This is a genomic window from Pseudomonas sp. G11 (assembly GCF_029457515.1).
GTDB classification, from domain to species: domain Bacteria; phylum Pseudomonadota; class Gammaproteobacteria; order Pseudomonadales; family Pseudomonadaceae; genus Aquipseudomonas; species Aquipseudomonas gorinensis.
Map to the genome: position 1 here is coordinate 5,200,942 of NZ_CP120377.1, position 23,818 is coordinate 5,224,759.

The window sequence follows — 23,818 nt, forward strand, 5'->3', positions numbered from 1 at the left end:
ATCGCGCACTCAAGCGCGATAGGTAGGGTTCTCGATCAGCAACGCCATGCCCTGCCCGCCGCCCACACACGCCGAGGCAATCCCGTAGCGCAGGTTGTGCTGGCGCAGTTGCCGGGCCAGGGTCATCACCAGGCGCAGGCCGGTGGCGGCCAGTGGATGCCCCAGCGCAAGCGAGCCGCCCTGGACGTTGAGGCGGGTGCTGTCCAGCTCCAGTTCATGGGCCACCGCCAGTACTTGGGCGGCCTGGGCTTCGTTGATCTCGAAGCGGTCGATGTCGCCCAGGTTCAACCCGCTGCGTTGCAGCAACAGGCGGATCGCCGGTGCCGGGCCGATGCCCATGAACTCGGGGGCCACACCGACCACCGCGCTGGCCAGCAGCCGGGCCAGGGGCGGATGCGTACAGGCCGAGGCGCGCCCCACCAGCGCCGCCGCCGCGCCATCGACCACCGCGCAACTGTTGCCGGCGGTTTGCACGCCGTCTGGATGCACGGTGCGCAAGCGCGCCAGGGCCGCAAGGTCGGTGGGTCGTGGGTGGCTGTCGACGCTGACGGCACCGGCCCGACGCGCGAGGCTGATGCCCCTGGGCTGATACCCCTCAAGCTCGAACACCTGGTTGTCGACCGTGACGATTTCTTCCGCCCAGGCGCCGTCACGTTGCGCCTGCAAGGCACGCTGATGGCTGTCGCAGGCGTGACGGTCCACGGCCTCGCGGCTCAGGCCATAACGGCGCGCCAGGTTGTCGGCGGTGGCGATCATGTCCAGGCCCGGGGCCGGGTCGTACAGGGCCTCCCAGAGGAAATCCTTGAATTGCACCTCGCCACCGAGACGAAACCCATCCCGGTGGGTGTAGGCCGCAATCGGGTTGCGCGACATGGACTCACTGGCCACGCACAACGCCAGTTGCACCTCGTCGCGCAGTTGTTCAGCGGCCTGGCGCAACAGCTCGAAACCGGTGGCGCAGATGCGCTGCACCCCCAGTGCCGGGACCGCTTGCGCCACACCGCTGTACAAGCCGATATGCCGTGGCAGCAAGTAGGCATCGAAGCTGGCCTGGGCCATGGAGCCGGCCAGTACGCTGTCCACTGCCAAGGGGTCGATGCCGGCGCGGGCCAGCACTTCACGGCCGACCTTGATCCCAAGGTCGATGGGCGACACCTGGGACAGTGCTCCGCCCAGGTCCACCCATGGCGTGCGCACTGCCTCGAAAATCGCCACGTCGGCAAACGCCGAGTACTGCCCGACGCTGTTCAAGGCTGGCGCTCGGCACGCAGGATCGACGCGTCTTCACCGCGATACAACGCCTCGACCTTGGCCGCGCGCCATTGCAGTACCGCACGCTGGTTGATCGAGCCTTTGTCGGTGATTTCCCCACGGTCGATGGACGCGGGCTCGTCGAGCAGGGCAATCCATTCCAGGCGACTGGCATTGCCAGTGGCCTCGCGGTTGAGGCGCTGCAACCAGTCGCCGAACCACTGGCGCACCGGCGCGCTGGCGAGCACTTCGGCGTCGCTGGCGGCCGCGTCCAGTCCCGCCAGCCGACGGCACTCGTAGAGCCGAGGGAATACCAGGGCGCCCAGGCATTCGCGGTCCGGCGCCGCAACCACCAGGTCCTGCACCAAGGGCGAGCCTTCGAGTACCGCGCGATTGCGCAACGGACCGACGCTGACAAACACCCCGGAGGACAGCTTGAAATCCTCGGCAATTCGCCCGTCGAACATCAGCCCCAGTTGCGGCTGATTCGGGTCGGCCAGCTTGATCGCATCCCCCGAGCAATAAAAACCCTGCTGGTCGAAGACCTCGGCGGTTTGCTGGGGGGCGCGCCAGTACCCCGGCATGATGTGCGGCCCGCGAAAGCGCCCTTCGAACTTGCCGTCCACCGGCACCAGGCGTACCTCGCAGCCCGGCGCGGGCAAACCGATGTAACCGGCCATGGACAGTGGCCCGGTGGTGAAGGTGCAGGACGGTGCGGCTTCGGTCATGCCCAGCCCGGCCATCATGCGGATGCGTTCACCACAGTGCAGCTCGGCCACGCGGTCAAGGCGGTCCCAGACACTTTGCGAAAGGCCGGCGGCGGCGAAGAAGAACAGTTTCATGCGCGCAAAAAAACGCTCGCGCAACTCGGCGTCCTGTTCCAGGGCGTTGACCAGTTCTTCCCAGCCCTTGGGCACCGTCAGGTAGGCCGTGGGCGACACCTCCTTGAGGTTGCGCAGGGTCTCGGCAAAGCCCTGGGCCGTGGGCTTGCCATCATCGAGGTAAAAGGTGCCGCCGTTGTAGAGCACAATGCCGACGTTGTGGCTGCCGCCGAACGTATGGTTCCACGGCAGCCAGTCCACCAGCACCGGCGGTTCTTCGCCGAACACTGGAAAGGTCTGCAACAGCATTTGCTGGTTGGCACAGAGCATGCGCTGGGTGGTAATCACCGCCTTGGGCAATTTGGTCGAGCCCGAGGTGAACAGGAACTTGGCGATGCTGTCGGGGCCGGTGGCCTGGAACGCCGCGTCGGCTTCGGCGCCGCCCGGCGTTTGCAGCAGGCTGGCGAAGCTGACCTGAGTGCGTCCAGGCACATGGCCGCGCACGCTGATCAGCGGGGTCTCGGCCGGCAAGACGGCGTCGATGGCGCGCTGGTAAACCGCCGCGTCGCTGACGAACACCAGCCCTGGCTGCAGCAAGCCACAGACATGGCGCAGCTTGGCGAAATCCTGGGACAGCAACGAATAGGCCGGCGATACCGGGCAGTAGGGAATACCGGCGTACATCGCGCCGAGCGCCACCTGCAAATGCTCGATGTCGTTGCCCGACAACAGTGCCAACGGTTTATCCGCCGAGAGCCCATAGTTCAACAGGCCCTGGGCAATCGCGCGCACGCTGTCGAGCATTTCCCGGTAGCTGACCCGGCGCCAATCAGCGCCGGCCTGGCGCGCCGCGATAAATGTCTGCTCGGGGCGCACTTGGGCCCAATGCACCAGGCGATCGAGCAGGCGCGCTGGCAACTCGGCCAGGGGCTCCAGGGAGCGCATATGCAGCACGCCGTGTTCTTCAGTGACCGCCACCGGTGCGTGGCCGATGGAGACCTCGCGATAGCGCGGTGCGGGCTGGGGTTGCGGTCTGAATTCGGAACTCACAAGGGTGTCCTCCAGCAAGGCGGATCAAAGCCGCCTCGTTATTGTTATGTCGCGACGCCTGCTCAGATCGGGTAATGCCGCGGCCCGTTCTGCAAGGTCACCCAGCGCAATTGCGTGAAGTGCTCGATCGAGGCCTTGCCGCCAAAGCTGCCGTAGCCGCTGGATTTGACGCCACCGAACGGCATCTGCGCCTCGTCATGCACGGTCGGGCCGTTGATATGGCAAATGCCCGACTCGACCCGTTGCGCCAGGGCCAGTGCACGCCCGGTGTCACGGCTGAAGATCGCCGCCGAAAGGCCGAACTCGGAATCGTTGGCCAGGCGCAGCAAGGCTTCATCACCGTCACCGCGCAGCAGCACCGCCACCGGGCCGAAGGATTCTTCGCGGTACAAGCGCATGTGTTCGGTAACGCCATCGATCAGGGTCGGCTGCAGGATGCTGCCCTCCAGCTGGCCGCCCGTCACCAGGCGTGCGCCCTTGGCCAGGGCATCGTCGATCAGCGCCTTGATGCGTGTGCCGGCGCTGGCGTCCACCAGCGAACCCAGTACCGAATCCGGCGCAGCGGGGTCACCCGCGCGCAGGGTCGCGACCTTGGCCGCCAGCTTGGCGGTGAACGCATCGGCGACCTTGGCGTCGACAATCAGGCGTTCGGTGGACATGCAAATCTGGCCCTGGTTGAAATAAGCCCCAAAGGCCGCCGCCGCGACCGCAGCGTCGAGGTCGGCGTCGTCGAGCACCAGCAACGGCGCCTTGCCACCCAACTCCAGCAAAGCCGGCTTGAGGTGACGCGCCGAGAGCTCGCCGACAATCCGCCCCACATGGGTCGAACCGGTAAAGTTGACCCGGCGCACGGCCGGGTTGGCGATCAGCCGCGCGACAATCGCCGCGGCATCCGCCGGGGCATTGCTGATGACGTTGACCACGCCGTCACCCAGGCCGGCATCCTGCAATACCTGGCCGATCAGGCGGTGCACCGCCGGGCTCAGCTCCGAGGCCTTGAGCACCACGGTATTGCCGCAGGCCAGCGGCATGGCGATGGCACGGGTGGCGAGGATCACCGGGGCATTCCACGGCGCAATGCCCAGCACCACGCCGCACGGCTGACGCAAGGCCATGGCGAAGCTGCCGGGCACATCGGAAGGGATCACCTCACCGGTGATCTGGGTGGTCATCGACGCGGCTTCGCGCAGCATGTTGGCCGCCAGGCGCACGTTGAAGCCATACCAGTTGGCCATGGCGCCGGTCTCGCCGGCGGCGGCAATGAATTCGGCGCTGCGCGCCTGCAATTGCTCGGCAGCCTTGAGCAAGCGGGTGCGGCGTTCGTTGGGCGCCAGCGCCGCCCACGCAGGGAACGCGGCGTGAGCGGCCGCTACGGCGGCATCGGCATCTTCCAGGGTCGCGGCGGCAACCCGCGAGACCACTTCACCGGTCACCGGGTTGCGGCGTTCGAAGGTTCGACCGTCACGGGCGGGGCACGCCTGGCCGCCGATCAACAGGGGCACGTCCAGCATGGTGATTCCTCTTTATTGTCTTTATCGGGAATACGTTCAAGCAGGGTACAACGGCGCGGCCAGATGGCCGCGCCCTTCAGCGTTTATACGCCTGCAGGCCAGGCTTGATGCTCTTGTCGTCAAGGAACTGCTTCATGCCCTGCTCGCGGCCGCCTTCGGTGTCGAGCAGGCGCGACTGATCGAGCTTGGCGTAGAGGTAATCCTCGTTCTGCTCCCAGGTCAGTTCGCGGCAGCGCTTGAAGCCATGCTTGGCGGCACGCAGCACCACCGGGTTTTTCTCCAGCAGGTTGCGCGCCAGCTCAATGGTCACTTCGCGCAGTTGGGCCAGGGGCACGCTTTCGTTGACCAGGCCCATTTCGGCGGCTTTCTGCCCGCCAAACGTCTTGCCGGTCATGATGTAGTACAGCGATTGGCGATGGCCCACGGTGTCGGCCATGGCTTTGCTCACCAGGTTGCCCGGCGGGATACCCCAGTTGATTTCCGAGAGGCCGAAAGTGGCTTCGTCGGCGCAGATCGCCAGGTCGCAGGCCACCAGTGGACTGAAGCCGCCACCGAAGCACCAGCCATTGACCATGGCGATGGTGGGCTTGGCGTACATGCGCAGCAACTTCCATTGCCATTGCGAGGCTTCGCGGCGGATTTTCTCCTGGAGGATTTCCGGGCCGGCGTCCACCTCGCGAAAGTACTCCTTGAGGTCCATGCCAGCGGTCCAGGCTTCGCCGGCACCGGTCAACACCAGCACGCCGGCGGCAGGGTCCTGCTCGAGGGTTTCCAGCACGTCGATCATTTCCCGGTTCAGGGTCGGGCTCATGGCGTTGCGCTTTTCCGGACGATTGAGAATGACCCAGGCAATGCCTTCTTCGATCTCAACCTTGACGGTGGTCCAACGGCCTTCGTAATTGCTCATGGCGGTACGCTCTTGTTCTGGGTTTGAAGATGATTCGAAATTAAACCGCAAATATAGTTATGTCAATTAACTATTAATCCGCATAACCAATATTTTTCCGCTGTAAAACCTACGCTGTGCGGGCGTTATGAAAAGCCGGCATAGCCATGGCGCTCCAACCTCGGCAAACTAGATAGCCTTCTTAACCTCCACCTTCTGAGGATTGCACTGTTAATGGCCAAGCCTTCCAACCTCGCCGACGCCAGCCAGGCCCTGCCTGATCCCAACGAGGCACGCGTGCCAATGGATTCGGCCCTGGACGACCTGATCGGTTACGCCATGCGTCGCGCCCAGCTCAAGTTGTTCCAGAACCTGATTGGCCGTCTTTCCGACCACGACCTGCGCCCCGCCCAGTTCTCGGCCCTGGCGATCATCGAGCAGAACCCTGGCCTGATGCAGGCCGACCTGGCTCGCGCCCTGGCCATCGAGCCGCCCCAGGTGGTGCCGTTGCTGAACAAGCTGGAAAGCCGTGCGCTCGCGGTGCGAGTGCGTTGCAAGCCGGACAAGCGTTCCTACGGGATCTTCCTCAGCAAGACCGGCGAAACCCTGCTCAAGGAGCTCAAGGACATTGCCGCCCAGAGCGACCTCGACGCCACGGCCGCCCTCGACGGCCAGGAACGTGAAGAGCTGCTGCGCTTGCTGAAGAAGGTCTATCAGGACTGACCGGCTTACCAGAGCGCCACGGTGTAGAGCACCAGGAACCGGGTCTGGTTTTCATCGCGAAAGGCCGCGCCGCCTGGGAAGTCATTGCGGTAGATCGACTTGCGCGCCATCAACCCGACGTTCTTCAGCGGGCCGCTCTGGATCACGTAGCCCAGCTCCATCTGGAACTCGCGCTCCTTGCGATCCTCGGCGTTGAACGCTGCCAGTTCGATGTTGTCGCCACGCACATACCGCAGCCGGCTCTTCAGCCCAGGCAGGCCGGATGCCGCGAAGTCATAGTCGTAGATCGCTTGCCACGTGCGCTCCTTGGCATTGAGAAAGTCCGAACTCATGGTCAGCTCACTCATGCCCATCAGCTCGGTGCCGGAGATATAGGGCGTGGCCGTCTGCCCACTGGAATGCATGTAGCCCAGGCTGAATCGGTGACCGCCCAGGCGGTAGCCGAATAACGCCGAGAGGTTGCGGTTATCCACGTTGCCCGCCTTGGCGCTGCCGTCCTCGCGACTGAAGAAACTACGCAGGTCGCTGGTGAGCACGCCATCGCCCACGGGCAGATTGTGCAGCAGCGCCAGGGTGTCCTGCTGGTAGAGGTCCGCGATTTGCGAGTGATAGACGCGCAGGCTGAGGTCTTTGTTGACCTGGTAATCACCGCCCACGTACGCCAGGTGCGAGGTGGTGGCGGTGGGGTTGAAACGCCGGTTGGGCGAGGCGATGGTCATGGCCTGGTAGTCGGTGGAATCGCGCTTGTTGATGCGGTCGATGTAGCCGGTATTGAGGGTCAGGCCATCGATGTCCTTGGAGCTCAAGGTGGTGCCGCGAAAGGTTTGCGGCAACAGGCGCGAGGGGCTGGCAAAGGCGAACGGCAGGAAGATCGATACGTCGCCGGTCTTTACGGTGGTTTGTGCAAACCGCAACTTGGCGGTCGGTGCCAGGCGCGAGTATTCATCGGCGGCACGCTTATCACTGGCCGACACCGGCAACAACTCGGTGCCGCTGCGGTCCGGCGACGAGTCGAGCTTGACCCCCATCAGACCGCGGACATCCAGGCCAAAACCCAGCGGGCCTGGGGTATATCCCGACTCCAGGTTGACGATAAATGCCTGGGCCCATTCCCGCGCGGCGGTCTTCGCACCGTCGTCCTTGTAGTCGCGGTCCAGGTAGTAATTGCGCAGGGTCAACGTGCCGTGGCTGTCGTCGACAAAGCCTGCCGCCCAAAGCGGGGTGGGCAGCACGCTCAAGGCCAGCAACGCCATGAGCAGGCACGCAGGGTTGTTCGGCACACGGGCGACGGCTACAGCGTCTTCCATAGGGAGTTCTGGCATGTTCGTTGTCCATTTTTTGTTGTTGTTTTTGGGGTGGCACAGGCTCGGCCCACTGGGCTTGGCGAACAAAGAATGGAAACAGCCGACGCTGCTCGTCAACTGCTAATGACCGATAATCGAACATTAATAAAGCTATCTATTTTTAAGTCGAGCACAGATAAGAACCACAACTAACTGTATTTAAAGTACTTATTTATTGATTTTGGCAATTTTCATCCGCCATTCATTTTTTAGTTATCTTTGTTATCTTAATAACCAGCAGCCATTCGTGCTTGCCACCACAACAAAAACAACAATGAGGTTTGCCCATGGACAGTCCATCGCGTCGTTCGACGCTGACTATCGCGTTGTGCTTTATCGTTGCGCTGATCGAGGGGTTCGATCTGCAAGCCGCCGGAACCGCTGCCGCAGGATTGCGCCAGAGTTTTGCCCTGGACCCGAAGATGCTCGGCTGGGTATTCAGCATCGGGATCATTGGCCTGCTGCCGGGGGCGTTCTTCGGTGGTTGGGTCGCTGACCGCATCGGGCGCAAGAAAATCCTGGTGATCGCCGTGCTGCTGTTCGGCCTGTTCTCCCTGAGCACTGCGTTTGTGGAAAGCTACCCGAACCTGCTGTTGGTGCGTTTTCTCACCGGCCTGGGGCTGGGCGCCGCGCTGCCCAACCTGATCGCGCTGTGCGCCGAAGCGGTCAGCGAACGCAACCGTGGTACCGCCATCAGCGTCATGTACTGCGGCGTACCGTTGGGTGGCGCATTGGCGGCGGTGGTGGCGATGTTTTCCAGTGAGCACTGGCAGACCACCTTCATCATCGGCGGCCTGGCCCCCTTGCTCGCCGTACCGTTGATGATCCTGTTGCTGCCTGAATCCACCGCCTTTCGCCAACAGCGCGACAACACCCCCGGCGCCCGCCCCTCCACCGGCCAGGCGCTGTTCGGCGAAGGTCGCGCCCGCACCACACTGGCCTTGTGGCTCAGCTACTTCTTCACCCTGACCGTGATGTACATGCTGCTGAACTGGCTGCCGTCGCTGTTGCTGGAGCAAGGTTTCAGCAAACCCCAGGCGGGCATGGTGCAGATGCTCTTCAATATCGGCGGCGCCCTGGGTTCGCTGCTCGGTGGCGTGCTGCTGGACCGGTGCAATGCCGTCAAAGTGGTGCTGGCCGTGTATGCCGGGTTGCTGGCGGCGTTGGCAGGGGTCGGGTTGTCGGTGGGCATCGTGCCCATGGCCATTGCCGGGTTTGCCGCCGGCCTGTTCGTCATGGCCGCGCAGTTGGTGCTGTACGCGTCGGCACCGCCCTCCTACCCCACCTCGGTGCGTGCCACCGGTGTCGGTGCAGCGGTGGCCGTCGGCCGCCTGGGTTCGGTAGCCGGGCCGCTGGCGGCCGGGCAACTGCTTGCCGCTGGCGCCGGCACCGCCGGGGTACTGCTGGCGACCTCCCCCGGCGTAGTGATCGCCGCACTGACCATCATCAGTGTGATGGTGCGTACGGCGCCACTGAACCTGCCCACCCCGGCAGCGGCCGGGCACACCAAGGCCTAGAACTTGTGCAGCCAGTTGAGCACCAGCTTGTTGCCCTGCGTGCGGTTCTCAGCCTGCTGCTCGAAGTAAGCGTTCACCGACAGCACGTTCTCCTTGTTGAAGGCATAGACCAGGCCTGGGCCCATGGCCCAGACCTTCTCCCGACGGCCGCTCACGGCGTGCCCATCGACCTTGGTGTCGGTGATCTGCTTCAACCAGTAGCCGTTCACCCCCACGCTCAGTTGCTGGCTCAAGGCATATTGCAGCGTCAGGTTGGCATGCAACGCCTGGCCGGCCTGGGTATCGGAAACATCCCCAAAGCCGGCCTGCGGGTCATCATTCTTGCCATTCCACAGGTACATGAAACGCCCGCTCGCCGACCACTGCGGGTTGAACCAGTACGTCGCCGCGTAATACGGGTTGAATGACCAGAAGTTGCTGCCGGGGTTGATCGAGCGCTTGCGGTCATAGGCCCCCACCGGCACCGAAATATCGGCTTCGATACGTTGGGTCAGCAGTGGGCTGCCATCGGCGCGGCTCAGGGTCGGCAGTTGCAGGAAGGGCCCCACCGTCACATCACCAAAGCCGGCCCGCGAACTCAGCGCCGCATTGTTCAACCCATCGTCGACGTCCACGTGGGCCAGGGAGGTGTTGATCAGGGTGAATCCCGGCATCGCACCATTGGCCAGGGGTTGGCCGAGGTAGATGATCTGGGTGGTAGGCGCCACCACTTCCACGTCCTGCTTGGGCAATGCCAGCTTATGGCCGTTGGCATCATTGAAGCGGCTGGCCCGGGAGTACGTCAGGTATTCCTCCAGGTACCAGCCCGGGCCGGCCGGCGCAGGTGAGCCGTCGTAGAAACTGGTGCTGCCCAGGTTGAGTCCGGGCAAATCGTAAGCGTGCGCAGTCGATGTCAGTGCGACAAAAGTCATGGCCGCAACCGCCCGCAAGATAGGCTTGAGCATCTTGTATGTCCTGTATTTTTGTTGTTGTTCAAGACCCCCGGCACGGTGGATCCGCACCGGGGTTTACCGCCGTTGCAACCTTTACACGTAGGTCGCCGCCAACCCACCATCCACCGGCAGGTTGACCCCGTTGACCCAGCGCGCAGCGTCCGAGCAGAGGAAGGCGATCACCGCGGCCACCTCATCGGCCAGGGCCGGGCGGGTCATGCGCTGGTTGTCCGCGGCCACCCGCTCCGGCCCGAGCATGCTGACGAAATCGCCGAGAATCGGGGTGAACACCGGCCCCGGCGCGACGCAGTTGATACGTACCGAGTGATCGCGAAACCAGCCCTGGGATTGCTGGAAGCTCCACACGATCAGCGCTTCCTTGAAGTACTGGTAACAGCTGGCCTGCTCCACCGGATTGGCCGCCAGCCACTGCTGCCCGGCCTCGAAGCTGTGCGTCGCGGCCAGGGCCTTGTGCAGTTCCAGGCGTTGCGGCCATTGCGCACCGAGGACCGAGGCGACATTGACGATGCTGCCGCCCGCCGGCATGCGTGGCAGCAGCGCTTGGGTGAGATGCCGCAACCCCAGGTAATTGACCTCGGCCACCGTTTGCACCGGCGCCGTACCGGGCACGCCGGCGATGTTGCACAGCCCATCGACGCGCGCCGGCAGGCGCGCCACCAGCGCATCGATGCTGGCCGGATCGCCCAGGTCGGCCTGGAAGAAGCCATCCAGGGTCAGTTGCGGTGCATGGCGATCGACACCGATCACCGTCGCCCCCTGGAAACGCGCGAGCCGTGCCAGCTCGGCGCCAATGCCGGAAGCGACACCGGTGACGATCAAGGTTTTGTTGTGCAGGTTCATGTTCAAGCCCTCTTGTTTTTGTATAGGCATGCGTGTTTCAACCCCATGGGCCGGGGCTTAGAAGGGATAGGTCGGCGGCGTATTTTTCACCGTGACCCATTGCCACTGGCTGTATTCGTCCCAGTCGGCCGGCCCGCCCACGCTGCCGCCATTGCCGGAGGCACCGCGCCCACCGAAAGGGTTGATGCATTCGTCGGCCACGGTCTGGTCGTTGATGTGCAGCAGGCCACAGTCGAGCCGCTCGCCGATGGCCATGGCGCGCCCGACCGACGGCGAGATGATGGCCGCCGAGAGGCCGTACTCGGTGCGGTTGGCCAGTTCGATGGCCTCCTCGTCGGTGGTAAAACTGACGACCGTCGCCACCGGGCCGAAAATTTCATCCTCGAAGGCGCGCATGCCTGGACGCACACCACTGAGTACGGTGGGCTGGTAGAACAACCGGTCGTATTCGCCGCCCGCCTCCAACCGCGCGCCGGCCTGCAGGCTGTCGCTGACAATCTCGTGCACGCGCTGCAATTGCCGTTGATTGATCAACGGACCGAGTGCGGCTTCACCTCGCGCGGCATTGCCCACGGTCAGTGCCCGGGCCTTGTCCACCAACTTGCGCGTGAGGCGTTCGGCGATGGATTCATGGGCGAGAATCAAGCCGGTCGCCATGCAGATCTGCCCCTGGTGCAGCCAGGCGCCCCAGGCTGCGTTGCTCGCGGCCAGGTCCAGATCAGCGTCTTCAAGAACGATCAGGGGGTTTTTGCCGCCCAGTTCCAGCGCGACCTTTTTCAGGTGCCGCCCGGCCACCTCGGCGACTTTGCGCCCGGCCGCCGTGGAACCGGTGAACGCGATCATCCGCACATTCGGGTCGCGGCACAGCGCTTCCCCCGCTGGCGCGACACCGGGCAACACGTGCAACAGCCCCTTGGGCAAACCCGCCTCTTCAAACAGCCGGGCGATGATAAAACCACCGCTGACCGGCGTCTGTGGATCGGGCTTGAGCACCACCGCATTCCCCGCAGCCAGGGCCGGCGCCACCGAGCGCAGCGACAGCACCAGGGGGAAATTGAACGGTGAAATCACCCCGACCACGCCATGGGGCTGACGCCGGGCGTAAGACAGGCGACCGGCCGCACTGGGCAGCACCAGCCCATGGGGTTGGGACAACAGCCCCGCCGCCTGATGCAGCAGCACAATGGCCTCGCGCACCTCGTGTTCGCCCTTGAACAGCGCGCCGCCGGTTTCCCGCGCGACGTACAGCGCCAGTTCGGCAAAGGACTGCTGAGCCAGGTCCGCCGCCTTGCGAAACACCTCGGCGCGTTCCCGTGGGCCGAGGGCGGCCCAGGCCGGCTGCGCCAGGGCCGCACTCCGGCAAGCGATGGCGATATCGGCCGGGTTGGCCATGGCGCACTGCATCAACGGCTCGCCGGTGGCCGGTTCGATCACCGCGCTCAGGGCTCCCGAAGCGGGTCTCCAATCGCCGTTGAACAGGCATTCGGACTCAAGGGCCCGCTGTAGAAAATGGGTGGTTTCAGACACTGACATGGCAACTCCCGGTTCTTGTAATTGTCATCGCCTGCACACGGTGCAAACGCCGCATCAAGCCTTGAGCAAAGGCTGTGCCGCTTGCACACCCTGGCGCTGACATAACGCGCCGAAGGCTCTGGACCAAGGGTTGCCACGCACGGCCCATGGACACCCCGCAGCGCGGCGGTAAAAACCAGGCCGCTGGCACTTGTTCAATTGATAAGGTTATGTTTAATAACTATCTTCGCAGTTGCTCATATCGTTCACTCGCTTTGCAGGGGCATAACAATGACTAATCCCCACAGCGCGCTGCCCGACGACCGGGTGGCCACCGCGTCTTACCATCCGAGGGGCGATAGCCGCCAACTCAGCGACAGCAGTTCACCGACGCCGGCGGAACTGACCGACTGCCTGTTCTTTTCTCCCGAAGACGGGCGGATCTGGCTCAACGATCAACGTATGTTGTTGCTGCACAGCTCGTCGTTTGGCGCCCTGCGCAGGGAGGTCATCGAGCGCCTGGGGCTGGAACAGGCGCGCGGCCTGTTCACCCGTGCCGGCTACGCGTCCGGTGCGCGGGATGCCCGGCTGATCCGCGAACGCTGGCCACAGGCGGATGCCGCTGCCGTGTTTCGCGCCGGCACACATCTGCACACCCTGGAAGGCATGACCAAGGTCGAGCCCCTGCACTTCAAGTTCGACGCCGACTCAGGCTTCTACGAAGGCGAATTTCTCTGGCACCACTCGTGCGAAGCCGACGAACATGTAGGTGCCTATGGCATCGGTCAGGATCCGGTGTGCTGGACAGAAACGGGCTATGCCATCGGTTTCGTCAGTGGCCTTTTTGGGCAAATGGTGATTTTCCGCGAAGTGGAGTGCCGCGGCATGGGCCACCGAAGTTGCCGGGTGATCGGCAAGACGGCCGAGCAATGGGGCGACGTCGAGCAGGACCTGCGCTACCTGAATGTGTCCCAGACCGTCAGCCGCCCCGCCGCCGCCCCTACGCTCGATAGCGCAATGGGCAACCGTGCCAGCGGCAGCCAGCCACCGCCGTTGGTGGGCGCCAGTGCCGCGTTCAATGCCGCGATGCAGGCCCTGCAGCGCGTCGCGCTGACGCCCGCCACCGTGCTGATCAGCGGTGAGTCAGGGGTGGGTAAGGAGATGTTCGCACGCCAGTTGCACCAGCTCAGCTGTCGCCGTGACAGCCCGTTCGTGGCGCTCAATTGCGCGGCCATCCCGGATAACCTGATCGAAGCCGAACTCTTCGGTGTCGAACGTGGGGCGTATACCGGCGCGACACACTCACGTCCCGGACGTTTCGAGCGAGCCCAGGGCGGGACACTGTTTCTGGATGAAATCACCAGCCTCAGCCTGACCGGGCAAAGCAAACTGCTGCGGGCCTTGCAGGAGCGCGAGATCGAACGGGTCGGCGGCGTGCGCGGCATCAAGGTGGATGTGCGGGTGGTCGCCGCTACCAACCTGGACCTGCGCAAAGCCGTCGCTGACGGCACGTTTCGCGAAGACCTGTTCTACCGGCTGAATGTCTACCCCATCGCCCTGCCGCCCCTGCGGGAACGCCGCGACGACATCCCGCTGTTGATCAACGCGTTCCTGACGCGCTTCTGCCAGGAATATGCGCGCACCCCCGTGGGCCTGACCATGCGCGCCCTGAAGGTGTTGCTGCGCTACGACTTCGCGGGCAATGTGCGCGAGCTGCAAAACCTGATCGAGCGCGGCCTGATCGCCAGTAACGAAGGCCAGGCCATCGACCTGGTGCACCTGTTTCGCAACGAACCAATGCCGGCCGATCCCTACGGCCTGGACGATCACGGCAGCCTGTCAAACACCGGGCAAGTGCCCCGCCCTGCACTGTTGGATACGCTTGGCCAACTGGAACAGGGGTTTTCCATCGAGGGCCTGGAATCGCGCCTGATCAATGAGGCGCTGCAACAGAACTCAGGCAACCTGGCCGCTGCGGCCAGGCTCGTGGGACTGAGCCGGGCGCAATTTGCCTACCGCCTGAAGAAACATCGGCGGCAGGCGCCTTGAATGGCAATTAGAGCTTTAAAAGCTTTACCCAATTAAGTATTTTGCAGGGATACCGGGCCGACAAGCGCCTGGTGCCCCTCTTTTTACTCGTGACAAGGACCTCCCGTGAGCGGACTGCGTGAACGTCAGAAAGCCGAACGCCGGCAAGCCATTAGCAAGGCGGCGATCGAACTGTTCGAGCGCCAGGGTTTCCAGAACACCACCATCGAACAGATCGCCAGCCAGGCCGGGGTGTCGCCGCCCACGGTGTTCAAGTACTTCGGCAACAAGCAGGAAATCATCCTGGAAATCCTGCACCACGCCGATCAACGCGCCATCACTGACACGCGCAGCCTGATCCGGGAAATAGAGGATCCGGTCGAGGCGCTGTGCCACTTGGAACGGCTGCTGACGGGTTATGCCTTGGAAGTCATGCACCCCAGCCTGTGGCGCGAACTGCTGCCATTGATCCTGTTCGGTGGCAGCAATGAACTGCCCGAAGGTTATCGGGCCATGAACGATGCGCTCAGGGCCGAAATCAGCGAGCTGCTGCGGGAACTGCAACGGGCCGGCAAGCTGCGCCCGCAACTCGATGTGGAGTTGGCCGCGTTCCTGCTGAACGACTACTCCCACCTGCAGTTGTTTCGGCTGGTGAACCAGGAACACCCGGATATCGACGCGCACTCTACCCAGGTCAGGCGTATCACCGAGTTGCTGTTCTACGGAATGCAGGCCTGACAGCATAGGTATCTACACAAATCTTAAGGCTGACACATAACTCTGCAGTGAGCGGAGCAAGCCCTAATGCCCGTCAGTTAAGCGTACAGCGCCTTCTGTAGGAGCGAGCTTGCTCGCGAAAAACCTCAACGATGACGCGTGCCTCCTGAATGAACGCGGCGCCTGTGGGTTTTTCGCGAGCAAGCTCGCTCCTACAAAAAAAAAATTAACTGCCTGGCATTAGGGTCACACTGATCAGCGGTTGCTCTTGATGGCGGTCCAGGTGCGGGTACGGATGCGCTCCACCGCAGCCGGGATCGGCTCCAGGGCGAACAGGGTCTTGCGCGCGGGCTCCGGCACATACATGTTGGGGTTGTTACGGATGCTGGCGTCCACCAGCGCGGTGGCGTCCTTGTTCGGGTTGGGATAGCCGATTTTGTTGCTGATGCGCGCAATCACGTCCGGGCGCAGGATGTAATTGATGAACACATGAGCCTCTGCAAGGTCGGGCGCGTTGGCCGGGATCATCATCACATCCGACCACATCGGCGCGCCTTCCCTGGGCAATGCCATCTCGACCTTGACGCCCTTGCCAGCGGCATCCGCCAATTGCTTGGCCAGCGCGACACCGCCGGACCAGCCCACGCCCACACAGATATCACCGTTGGCCAGGTCCATGCCGTAGCGCGACGAGTTGAAGTAGGTGATGTAAGGGCGAATCTTCATCATTGCGGCCTGAGCCTGCACATAGTCCTCGCGCTTCTGGCTATTGGGGTCGAGGCCCTTGTAGTGCAAGGCAATCGGCAGGATCTCGTTGCCGGCGTCGAGGAAGCCGACCCCGCAGCTGGCGAGCTTGGCGAGGTTTTCTTCGTTGAAGATGATGTCCCAACTGTTCATCTGCACGTCGGGGCCCAGGGCTTTGCGCACCTTGTCGACGTTGTAGCCGATCAATGTGGTGCCCCACAGGTAAGGCGCGGCGTAGCGGTTGCCGGTGTCACCCACCGCTTCCAGGGATTGCATGAACTGCGGGTCCAGGTGCTGCCAGTTCGGCAACTGCTTGCGGTCCAGTGGCTGCACCGCTCCGGCGGTGATCAAGTGCCCCAGGTTGGCGGTGCCGGGGAACACCACGTCATACCCGGAGTTGCCCGTCAGCAGCTTGGACTCCATGGTTTCGGAACTGTCGAACACATCGTAAATCGGACGAATGCCGGTTTCGTCCTGGAAGCTCTTGAGCACTTCGGGTGGCAGGTATTCGATCCAATTGTAGATCCGTACCGTCCGCTCTTCAGCCAGGCAAAAACCACTGATCAGCAACGAAGTGACAGTGCCCAGCAAGGTATTACGCAAAAACCTGTTCATGATCCAAACACTCCAGCGCGGCCACGATGGCTCGCGGCACTTAATAGCGATAGGTGAAATACAGTTCCAGCGCACTGAACGTCTGGTCATCGCCGAATACCTGTTTGGCGGCGGCCAGTGGCTTGACCCAGTTGTAGGACAGCGACGTATAGAACGACGGCGTGGGCGTCCAGTCGAGGAAAACCACACTTTCGTCAGCAAAGCGCCGATCGCTGACCGGTGCGCCCATGTAGTTTTTCTCGTCCAGCCAGAACTGGTAGTGAATCGCGCCGAGGGTCAGGGTTTCGTTGAGGTGGGTCTTGAGGGAGAACTGCTGGACGTTTTCGTTGCTGTTGAACAGCAGGTAGTTGCCGACCACGTCCCCGACCAGCCAGGTGCTCCAGTCGACGAAGCCTTTACTCAGCGAGTCCCAGGCTTTCTGCCGGTTGTCGGTGAGGTTGTCGTCGCCGGAAAAGCTCGCGTAACGGTAGCCGAGGATCGGCGTCAGCGGCACGGTGCTGAAGGCGTAGTCGGCCTGGGCGTACCAGGCGTTGGCATCGTAGTCGACCCCCTCGCCGCTGCCGCGCTCCAGCGCGTACTCGGCATTCAGCGTCAGCGCCTGTACGCCGGGCACCTTGGCGTTGAGCGCCCGCAGGTTGTACACCTGCATGCCGTCCCGACGGCGCGGGAGCGTGCTGCCCCTGGGGCCAAGGGCATTGACCTTCATGGCCATGGCGCCGAGCGTCACCTGGTCATCGAGGTTGTAATCGAGGTTGACGCCGGTCATGCGGAAATCGCCCAAGTCATCATCGGTGCGCAAGGTGAAGGCCTGGGACTTCAGCGCGCCATGATCCCAGGCGAGGATCGCCGAATCCTTGAACGCGGTTCGCGGGCCGAGCCAGTAGGCGCCATCCTTGTATTGGTCGAGGTTACCGTCCATGACGATGAACCCGGTACCGATCATGTAGTTCTGGCGGCCGGCGGTGAACTTCCATTCGCCGGCGCGAAAACCGCCGTAGAGTTCTTCGGCAGCGACCTTGCCGTCGGAGCTGCGGCTGAAGCCCCCCGCATCGCCATCGCCAAACGTGCTCGCGCCCACCAGGGAACCGCCCGCCAGCAGGCTGAAATCCGGTTGCAGCGCATACTCGAGTTTGACCCCGGGTTTTACGTAGACCTCTTGCCAGTTGATCCTGGCGCCGCCGTTTTTGCCGTTGCGCGCATCGACCTGGCCGCTGCCGAAGTTGACGCCACGGGTAAACAGCGTCGCCCCGCCCACCGTGAGATTGACTTCACCCTTGAGATCGCCGTCCTCAAAGGTGTAGCCCGCCAACGCGACATGACTGGTCAGGGGTAAGCCGAGCGCTAACAGCGCTCGGGAAAAACGCTTGGTGAAAACCATAAGAAGCTCCTGTGGAATTATTGTTGTTACAGGGCAGTCAATGGCGACGCAGAGCGCCGCCAACACCTGGGCAAGCCAGGTGAATAGAACGCAAAACTCTTATTTTTTAGGCGTGGGTCAGTGACTCAGTTGCGCGGCGATCGCGCGCAGCATGCGCACGCTGTCGTTATCGAACGGGCTGACCGCATCGGTGAGCGACGATTGCTTGACGATCACCACGCCGGACGGCTTGTCGATAAACAGGTATTGGCCGTGGATGCCCCCAGCCATCAGGGCTTGGCTGTGGTCGTTGAACACGTACCACTGGCTGCGATAGGACGCACCCGGCGTCCAGCTCGAGAACTCGGCATTTTGCGCGTAGACCGCAGGATCAGCGCCGGCGGCGATACGGGCCACGGTCTCGGGCGACAGCAGCTCAACGCCGTCCTGGCGACCGTCGTTGGCCAGCAGGCGGCCGAAACGTGCCATGTCTCTCAAGGTTGCACTGAAGCCCGCCCCGGCAACGTTACGGCCCCAGGGATCGGCCATGAAATAACCGTCGCGGTCGCATCCCAGGCGAGCCCAGATCTCTTCCAGCATCTGACTGCAGGCCTTGCCCGAGGCACGTTCCATGACCCATGCCAAGGCTTCGGTGGTTGCGGTCACGTAATGGAAAAAACCACCGTGGCTGCCGCGCTTCTTGAGAGACGGCAAGTACTGGTACAACGAGTCGAACTGGGCGTACTGCGCCGGTGCCGGTTGAAAGCCGCAGGCATAACCATACTGCGAGCTCTCAGAGCTGGGGTCGTCATACACCTCGCTGTAGTCGATGCCCACCGCCATATCGAACAACTGACGCACCGTGGCATCGCCAAACGCACTGCCCACCAGCTCAGGCACGTAGTACGCGACGGACAGCTCGGGCTTGAGCGTGCCGTTGGAAACCAGCTGTTCACCAAGGGTGCCGATCAGCGACTTGGTCACCGAGAACATGATGTGCCGGTCATCCGCACGCTGGCCGTTGAAGTAGCGCTCGAACAACACCGTGTCGCCCTGCAGCACCAGAAAGGCGTCGGTCTGGCTGGCGACAAGGTGTTCGATAACACTGATGCTCAACCCGCATTCGCTGTCGAAACACAGCTGATCCAGCGCGTTGGGCGCTTCCTTGAGCTGACCGGCAGGCCCTGGACCCGCCGCCACATCGATGGTGGGACGCAGCCGCGCCAGATGACGGAAGCCCCACTGGCTGAAGGGTGCGCGCATCCAGTTGTGCCACGTGACTCGGTGTTTGGGTTCGGCGGGGAAGCCCTGCATCAGCTGGGGGGTGATGCGATTGGCCGAGGGCGACTCAGTGGCCTCGATGTAAAGAGTCGCAAGAAAAGACGGGGGTGTATGACTCATCGGGATAACCCTGAAGATGACTCTGCATGAAAGCAGATGCAGGGAAATAATTACCCGATATTTTATTTTAGTCAATAAAACTTTTTATCAAGAAACGCTAATTCCACCGCCTTTGAATCCCAGCGGATTGCCGGCTGCGGAGGATGCCGCTGCCGGGCAATCTGGGCCGAAAGCCCGTGCCATAGGAAAGCCTCGACGACCCGCTACGAGTCGCCGTGACATGCTCAGACGAGGGCTGCGCCAGGCGGTTACCACACGGCAATATGGGAGTCCGCCCGCGGTTCAGTGCCTGCGCAGAGCACCCCGCTGACCGGGTCGCGCAGGATGATTTGCCCACGCCCGTAGTCGGTCAGGTCGCTGGCGATCTGCACGTGATGCCCACGCCGGGCCAGGGCATTGGCCAGGTCACGGGAGGCGCCCTGCTCGATGCCGACCTTCATGTCGCCCAGCCATTGCCAGCGTGGCGCATCCAGCGCGGCCTGGGGGTTGAGGCCGAAGTCCACCAGGTTCATCACCATCTGCACGTGGCCCTGGGGCTGCATATAGCCGCCCATCACGCCGAACGGGCCAAGGGCTTGGCCATCCTTGGTGAGGAAGCCGGGGATGATGGTGTGGAAGGTTTTCTTGCCCGCGGCCAGGCAGTTGGCATGGGCCGGGTCGAGGCTGAATTCCTGCCCACGGTTCTGCAGCGCAATGCCACTGTCGGGCAGCACCACGCCGGAGCCGAAGCCGTGGTAGTTGCTCTGGATGAACGAGACCATATTGCCTTCAGCGTCCGCCGTGGCCAGGTACACCGTGCCGCTGGCGTGCGGGTCACCGGGTTTGGGCGGCTGTGCCTGTTCGCCGATCTGCGCGCGGCGGCGCGTGCTGTAGTCGTCGCTGAGCAGGTCGGCGACTGCCACGCGCATATGCAGAGGGTCGGTGATGTAGTGCAGGCCGTCGCTGTAGGCGAGCTTCATCGCCTCGAGCTGGCGGTGCCAGGTCTGTTGGCTGTCGCGGTGATCAAAGGTGAAGCCTTCGAGGATTTTCAGCGCCATCAGCGCCACCATGCCCTGGCCGCTCGGTGGGATTTCCCACACGTCCACGCCACGGTAGTTGATGTGGATCGGGTCCACCCACTGCGCGCGGTAATCCTTGAGATCACTGGCGCGCAAGTAGCCACCGCTGGCCCGCGAATGGGCATCCAGGCGTGCGGCCAGGGCGCCGCGATACAGGCTTTCGCAACGGCTGGTGGCGAGTTCTTCCAGGGTGCGCGCCTGGGCCGGGTTGCGGAAGATCTCCCCTGCCCGAGGCGCGCGGCCGTCGATCAGGAAGGTATCGAACCAGGCGTCCAGCACCGGGTCGCGATGGGGGGTGAATTCATCCAGCGCGATCTGCCATTGATGGGCAACCACCGGCGACAGCGGGAAACCATCACGCGCCAGGCTGATGGCCGGTTGCAGCAGCTCGGCAAACGGCAGCTTGCCGAAGCGTTGCGACAGCTCCGCCCAGGCCGACGGGCAGCCGGGCACGGTGACCGGGGTCCAGCCGTACAGCGGCATCCGATCGTGCCCCGCGGCCTTGACCGCGTCGATACTCAAGGCGGCCGGCGCGTGGCCGTTGCCGTTCAGGCCGTGCAACTGGCCCTTGCACCACACCAAGGCAAAGGCATCGCCGCCCAGGCCGCAGCCGGTGGGCTCCACCACCGTGAGCGCCGCCGCCGTGGCAATCGCCGCGTCGATGGCATTGCCGCCCTTTTGCATGATCTCGATACCCGCCTGGGCGGCCAGGGGCTGGGATGCGGCGACCATACCGCGACGCGCGAACACGCACTGGCGTTGCGATGGATAGGGGTACTCGTGAGCAGAAAATTTCAACATGGCAAAGGCTCTTCGATTTATTGGCCGGATTTGATCCGGTTCCATTCCCGGGTCATCAGGCGCTGGATGTTTTCCGGCAGGTCGGCGGAGACAAAGGTGTGGCTGATGACGTCATCGCCGGGGTAGATCCCCGGGTTACCGCTGACCTTGGGGTCCATCAGCGGCGTGGCGTCCTTGTTCGGGTTGGCGTAGCCGACGTAGTCGCTGATCGACGCGATCACGTCGGGGCGCAGCAGGTAGTTGATCAGGGCGTGGGCGTTGGCTGTGTTACCGGCGTCCTTGGGAATCGCCAGCATGTCGAACCACAGGTTCACGCCTTCCTTGGGCATCAGGTAGCGGATGTCGATGTTTTTACCGGCGTCCTTGGCCCGGCTCTGAGCCTGCATCACGTCGCCGGAATAACCGACGGCCACGCAGATATCGCCGTTGGCCAGGTCAGCGGTGTATTTCGACGAGTTGAAGTAGGTCACCGACGGCCGCAGCGCCATCAGGCGTTTGGAGGCTTGCTTGTAGTCGTCGGGCTTGACGCTGTTGGGGTCCAGGCCCAGGTAGAGCATGACCTGGGGAATGATCTTCACCGGCGCATCGAGGAAGGCCACGCCGCAACTTTTCAGCTTGGCCAGGTTGCCAGGCTCGAAGACCATCGACCACGAGTCCAGCACCACGTCCTTGCCCAGCACGGCGCGCACTTTTTCTGCGTTGTAGCCGATGCCCACGGTGCCCCACATATACGGCACGGCGTAGCGGTTGCCGGGGTCGGCGGCTTCCAGGCGTTGCATCAGGCGCGGGTCGAGGTGCTTCCAGTTATCCAGCAGCGCGCGTTGCAGCGGCTGGTAGGCGCCGGCGCGAATCTGCTTGGACAGGAACTGGCTGGACGGCACGACCACGTCATACCCCGAGTGCCCGGAAAGCAACTTGGCTTCGAGCATTTCGTTGGTGTCGAAAATGTCGTACTGCACCTTGATGCCGCTGTCTTTCTCGAAGTTCTTCACGGTGTCGGGGCCGATGTAATCGGACCAGTTATAGACCTTCACCACCGACTCGGCGGCCTGGGTCACGGGGACAAGGGCGGCACAGCACAGAGCCGCAAACAAACGTGATAAACGCATGGTGATTTTCCTTGCAAGGGTCATAACACGCGGCTGAGAAAGGCCCGGGTACGCGGGTGGCTGGGGTGGCTGAAAATCTGCTCCGGCGGGCCTTGTTCGATGAGCTCCCCCTGATCGAGCACCACCACACGGTCGGCCACTTCACGGGCAAAGCCCATTTCATGGGTGACCACCACCATGGTCATGCCCTCTTCGGCCAGCGTCTTCATGACCTGCAGGACTTCGCCGACGGTTTCCGGGTCGAGCGCGCTGGTGGGTTCGTCGAACAACATGGCCTGGGGTTTCATTGCCAGGGCACGGGCAATCGCGACCCGTTGCTGCTGGCCACCGGAAAGCATCGAGGGGTAATGGCTGGCCTTGTCCGCCAGCCCGACCCGTGCCAGCAAGCCACGGGCCTGTTCCAGCGCCTCGGCACGCGGTACGCCGAGCACCTGGATCGGGGCTTCGATGATGTTTTCCAGGGCAGTCATATGGGGGAACAGGTTGAAGCGCTGGAACACCATGCCGATGTCGCGACGTTGCCGGGCAATGTTGCGCTCCGAATCGCGCACCAGGCTGCCGTCGCTGCGCTCGCGATAACCCATGGCGCGGCCGTTGACGCGGATGCGTCCAGCCTGGATGTCTTCCAGCAGGTTGATGCAGCGGATAAAAGTGGTCTTGCCGGAACCGGAGGCGCCAATCAGCACCACCACCTCGCCGCGTCGCACCTGCAACGAAATCCCCTTGAGAATCTGCAGCGTGCCGAACGATTTGTGGATATCCAGGGCTTCGATGATCAGTTCTTCACTTTGGTGCGCCATGGTTAACGTCCCCTCAGCAATTTCAGGGTGCTGCGGCCGAACATGCGGCTGGATGCCGGCGGCGGTGCGGCAGGCCGATCGGACTGGCTGAAACGCGTCTCCAGCCAGCGCTGGAAAAAGCCCCACAGGGTCGTCAGCGTCAAGAAGTAGAGCGCCACCACCAGGTACAACTCGAATACGCGAAAGGTCGCCGAGGTGATCATCTGGGTGCTGAGCAGCAACTCTTGCACGCCAATCACACTGACCAGGGTGGTGTTCTTGAGCATCACATTGAACTCGTTGCCCAGCGGCGGCACGATCACCCGGAACGCCTGAGGCAACACGATGCGGCGCATCAGCTTGGCGAACGGCATGCCCAGGGAGCGCCCGGCTTCATACTGGCCCTTGTCCACCGCACCGATGCCGGCGCGGATGATCTCGGCCATGTACGCCCCTTCATTGAGACCCAGGGCAATGATCGCCGCCTGAATATTGCCGGGCACGACCAGGCCGAACAGCGCAATGTCCTCAAAGCGGAAGATGCCGCCCGCCGCCAAGGCCGTGTAGAGAAAGACGATCTGCACCAGCAACGGCGTACCGCGCATCAACCACACATAAAAACGCACCGGCAGGTGCAACAGCGGGTTTTTCGACAAGCGCAGCAGCGCGGCCGCCAGCCCCAGGACACAACCGAGCGCCATCGCCAGCACGCTGATCAGGCAGGTCAGCCAGAGCCCGGTGAGGTACACCCCGCTCGGCTGCAACAGGTACTGCCAGAACACATCCCAATTGAAATTCATCG

The 23,818-nt window shown here is 63.1% G+C and carries 19 protein-coding genes; 4 read left to right on the forward strand and 15 right to left on the reverse strand.

Annotated elements, in window-relative coordinates; all coding sequences use genetic code 11:
- Positions 1–9: 9 nt before the first annotated feature.
- The 4 genes from P2T68_RS23780 to P2T68_RS23795 all read right to left on the reverse strand — a co-directional run bounded on the left by P2T68_RS23780 (position 10) and on the right by P2T68_RS23795 (position 5,540).
- A complete protein-coding gene (locus tag P2T68_RS23780) occupies positions 10–1,251 on the reverse strand; it encodes a thiolase family protein (RefSeq protein WP_168233157.1) in 1,242 nt (413 codons plus the stop codon).
- Complete coding sequence (locus P2T68_RS23785; protein WP_277378381.1) at positions 1,248–3,122, reverse strand: feruloyl-CoA synthase; 1,875 nt, start codon at positions 3,120–3,122, stop codon at positions 1,248–1,250. The genes P2T68_RS23780 and P2T68_RS23785 overlap by 4 nt, the downstream gene beginning before the upstream one ends.
- Positions 3,123–3,184: 62 nt before the next feature.
- A complete protein-coding gene (locus P2T68_RS23790; protein WP_024074616.1) occupies positions 3,185–4,633 on the reverse strand; it encodes an aldehyde dehydrogenase in 1,449 nt (482 codons plus the stop codon).
- 76 nt (positions 4,634–4,709) lie between these two features.
- Complete coding sequence (locus tag P2T68_RS23795) at positions 4,710–5,540, reverse strand: p-hydroxycinnamoyl CoA hydratase/lyase (RefSeq protein WP_010567568.1); 831 nt, start codon at positions 5,538–5,540, stop codon at positions 4,710–4,712.
- 213 nt (positions 5,541–5,753) lie between these two features.
- Between P2T68_RS23795 and P2T68_RS23800 the strand changes: the two genes are divergently transcribed.
- Positions 5,754–6,242 carry a MarR family transcriptional regulator gene (locus P2T68_RS23800; RefSeq protein ID WP_024074615.1) on the forward strand — a complete coding sequence of 163 codons (489 nt, stop codon included), beginning with the start codon at positions 5,754–5,756 and terminating at the stop codon, positions 6,240–6,242.
- A 5-nt stretch (positions 6,243–6,247) separates the two neighbouring features.
- On the opposite strand, the gene P2T68_RS23805 is transcribed toward P2T68_RS23800, so the two are convergent.
- Positions 6,248–7,549 carry an OprD family porin gene (locus P2T68_RS23805; RefSeq protein WP_069076178.1) on the reverse strand — a complete coding sequence of 434 codons (1,302 nt, stop codon included), beginning with the start codon at positions 7,547–7,549 and terminating at the stop codon, positions 6,248–6,250.
- A gap of 323 nt (positions 7,550–7,872) precedes the next feature.
- Here P2T68_RS23805 and mhpT point away from each other — a divergent pair, with 323 nt between their 5' ends.
- Entirely contained in the window at positions 7,873–9,102 is a 1,230-nt protein-coding gene (gene mhpT, locus P2T68_RS23810; RefSeq protein ID WP_277378382.1) for a 3-(3-hydroxy-phenyl)propionate transporter MhpT, read from the forward strand.
- Here the strand turns inward: mhpT and P2T68_RS23815 are convergent.
- The 3 genes from P2T68_RS23815 to P2T68_RS23825 all read right to left on the reverse strand — a co-directional run bounded on the left by P2T68_RS23815 (position 9,099) and on the right by P2T68_RS23825 (position 12,428).
- Entirely contained in the window at positions 9,099–10,046 is a 948-nt protein-coding gene (locus P2T68_RS23815; RefSeq protein WP_277378383.1) for a transporter, read from the reverse strand. The two genes, mhpT and P2T68_RS23815, sit on opposite strands and share 4 nt — an antisense overlap.
- A gap of 81 nt (positions 10,047–10,127) precedes the next feature.
- Positions 10,128–10,895 (reverse strand): coniferyl-alcohol dehydrogenase, encoded by a 768-nt coding sequence (locus P2T68_RS23820; protein WP_277378384.1) that lies wholly within the window; start codon positions 10,893–10,895, stop codon positions 10,128–10,130.
- Positions 10,896–10,952: 57 nt separating this feature from the next.
- Positions 10,953–12,428, reverse strand: coding sequence for a benzaldehyde dehydrogenase (locus P2T68_RS23825; protein WP_277378385.1), 1,476 nt, complete (start codon positions 12,426–12,428; stop codon positions 10,953–10,955).
- A 270-nt stretch (positions 12,429–12,698) separates the two neighbouring features.
- On the opposite strand from P2T68_RS23825, the gene P2T68_RS23830 reads away from it, so the two are divergent.
- The gene (locus tag P2T68_RS23830; RefSeq protein ID WP_069076182.1) at positions 12,699–14,456 is read left to right on the forward strand and encodes a sigma-54-dependent Fis family transcriptional regulator; all 1,758 of its coding nucleotides are present in this window, start codon (positions 12,699–12,701) and stop codon (positions 14,454–14,456) included.
- A gap of 105 nt (positions 14,457–14,561) precedes the next feature.
- On the forward strand, positions 14,562–15,173 hold the full coding sequence (locus P2T68_RS23835; RefSeq protein ID WP_024074607.1) for a TetR/AcrR family transcriptional regulator: 612 nt from the start codon (positions 14,562–14,564) through the stop codon (positions 15,171–15,173).
- 234 nt (positions 15,174–15,407) lie between these two features.
- Here P2T68_RS23835 and P2T68_RS23840 read toward each other — a convergent pair whose 3' ends face one another.
- The 7 genes from P2T68_RS23840 to P2T68_RS23870 all read right to left on the reverse strand — a co-directional run bounded on the left by P2T68_RS23840 (position 15,408) and on the right by P2T68_RS23870 (position 23,816).
- Complete coding sequence (locus tag P2T68_RS23840) at positions 15,408–16,511, reverse strand: polyamine ABC transporter substrate-binding protein (protein WP_150056082.1); 1,104 nt, start codon at positions 16,509–16,511, stop codon at positions 15,408–15,410.
- A 40-nt stretch (positions 16,512–16,551) separates the two neighbouring features.
- Positions 16,552–17,889, reverse strand: a complete 1,338-nt coding sequence (locus tag P2T68_RS23845; protein ID WP_041160894.1) for a hypothetical protein — start codon at positions 17,887–17,889, stop codon at positions 16,552–16,554.
- 117 nt (positions 17,890–18,006) lie between these two features.
- Positions 18,007–19,269, reverse strand: a complete 1,263-nt coding sequence (locus tag P2T68_RS23850; protein ID WP_024074603.1) for a serine hydrolase — start codon at positions 19,267–19,269, stop codon at positions 18,007–18,009.
- A gap of 248 nt (positions 19,270–19,517) precedes the next feature.
- Complete coding sequence (locus P2T68_RS23855; protein ID WP_193690438.1) at positions 19,518–21,128, reverse strand: gamma-glutamyltransferase family protein; 1,611 nt, start codon at positions 21,126–21,128, stop codon at positions 19,518–19,520.
- A gap of 17 nt (positions 21,129–21,145) precedes the next feature.
- Entirely contained in the window at positions 21,146–22,237 is a 1,092-nt protein-coding gene (locus tag P2T68_RS23860) for a polyamine ABC transporter substrate-binding protein (RefSeq protein ID WP_277378386.1), read from the reverse strand.
- A gap of 20 nt (positions 22,238–22,257) precedes the next feature.
- Entirely contained in the window at positions 22,258–23,037 is a 780-nt protein-coding gene (locus P2T68_RS23865) for an amino acid ABC transporter ATP-binding protein (protein WP_193690437.1), read from the reverse strand.
- A gap of 2 nt (positions 23,038–23,039) precedes the next feature.
- Entirely contained in the window at positions 23,040–23,816 is a 777-nt protein-coding gene (locus P2T68_RS23870) for an amino acid ABC transporter permease (protein WP_024074599.1), read from the reverse strand.
- Positions 23,817–23,818 lie beyond the last annotated feature (2 nt).

What these genes read in the sequence shown, in the direction of transcription:
- P2T68_RS23790 (WP_024074616.1), bottom strand. Translation starts at nt 4,633, where the DNA reads ATGCTGGACGTGCCCCTGTTGATCGGCGGCCAGGCGTGCCCCGCCCGT.
- P2T68_RS23795 (WP_010567568.1), bottom strand. Translation starts at nt 5,540, where the DNA reads ATGAGCAATTACGAAGGCCGTTGGACCACCGTCAAGGTTGAGATCGAA.
- P2T68_RS23800 (WP_024074615.1), top strand. Translation starts at nt 5,754, where the DNA reads ATGGCCAAGCCTTCCAACCTCGCCGACGCCAGCCAGGCCCTGCCTGAT.
- P2T68_RS23805 (WP_069076178.1), bottom strand. Translation starts at nt 7,549, where the DNA reads ATGGAAGACGCTGTAGCCGTCGCCCGTGTGCCGAACAACCCTGCGTGC.
- mhpT (WP_277378382.1), top strand. Translation starts at nt 7,873, where the DNA reads ATGGACAGTCCATCGCGTCGTTCGACGCTGACTATCGCGTTGTGCTTT.
- P2T68_RS23815 (WP_277378383.1), bottom strand. Translation starts at nt 10,046, where the DNA reads ATGCTCAAGCCTATCTTGCGGGCGGTTGCGGCCATGACTTTTGTCGCA.
- P2T68_RS23820 (WP_277378384.1), bottom strand. Translation starts at nt 10,895, where the DNA reads ATGAACCTGCACAACAAAACCTTGATCGTCACCGGTGTCGCTTCCGGC.
- P2T68_RS23825 (WP_277378385.1), bottom strand. Translation starts at nt 12,428, where the DNA reads ATGTCAGTGTCTGAAACCACCCATTTTCTACAGCGGGCCCTTGAGTCC.
- P2T68_RS23830 (WP_069076182.1), top strand. Translation starts at nt 12,699, where the DNA reads ATGACTAATCCCCACAGCGCGCTGCCCGACGACCGGGTGGCCACCGCG.
- P2T68_RS23840 (WP_150056082.1), bottom strand. Translation starts at nt 16,511, where the DNA reads ATGAACAGGTTTTTGCGTAATACCTTGCTGGGCACTGTCACTTCGTTG.
- P2T68_RS23845 (WP_041160894.1), bottom strand. Translation starts at nt 17,889, where the DNA reads ATGGTTTTCACCAAGCGTTTTTCCCGAGCGCTGTTAGCGCTCGGCTTA.
- P2T68_RS23850 (WP_024074603.1), bottom strand. Translation starts at nt 19,269, where the DNA reads ATGAGTCATACACCCCCGTCTTTTCTTGCGACTCTTTACATCGAGGCC.
- P2T68_RS23855 (WP_193690438.1), bottom strand. Translation starts at nt 21,128, where the DNA reads ATGTTGAAATTTTCTGCTCACGAGTACCCCTATCCATCGCAACGCCAG.
- P2T68_RS23860 (WP_277378386.1), bottom strand. Translation starts at nt 22,237, where the DNA reads ATGCGTTTATCACGTTTGTTTGCGGCTCTGTGCTGTGCCGCCCTTGTC.
- P2T68_RS23865 (WP_193690437.1), bottom strand. Translation starts at nt 23,037, where the DNA reads ATGGCGCACCAAAGTGAAGAACTGATCATCGAAGCCCTGGATATCCAC.
- P2T68_RS23870 (WP_024074599.1), bottom strand. Translation starts at nt 23,816, where the DNA reads ATGAATTTCAATTGGGATGTGTTCTGGCAGTACCTGTTGCAGCCGAGC.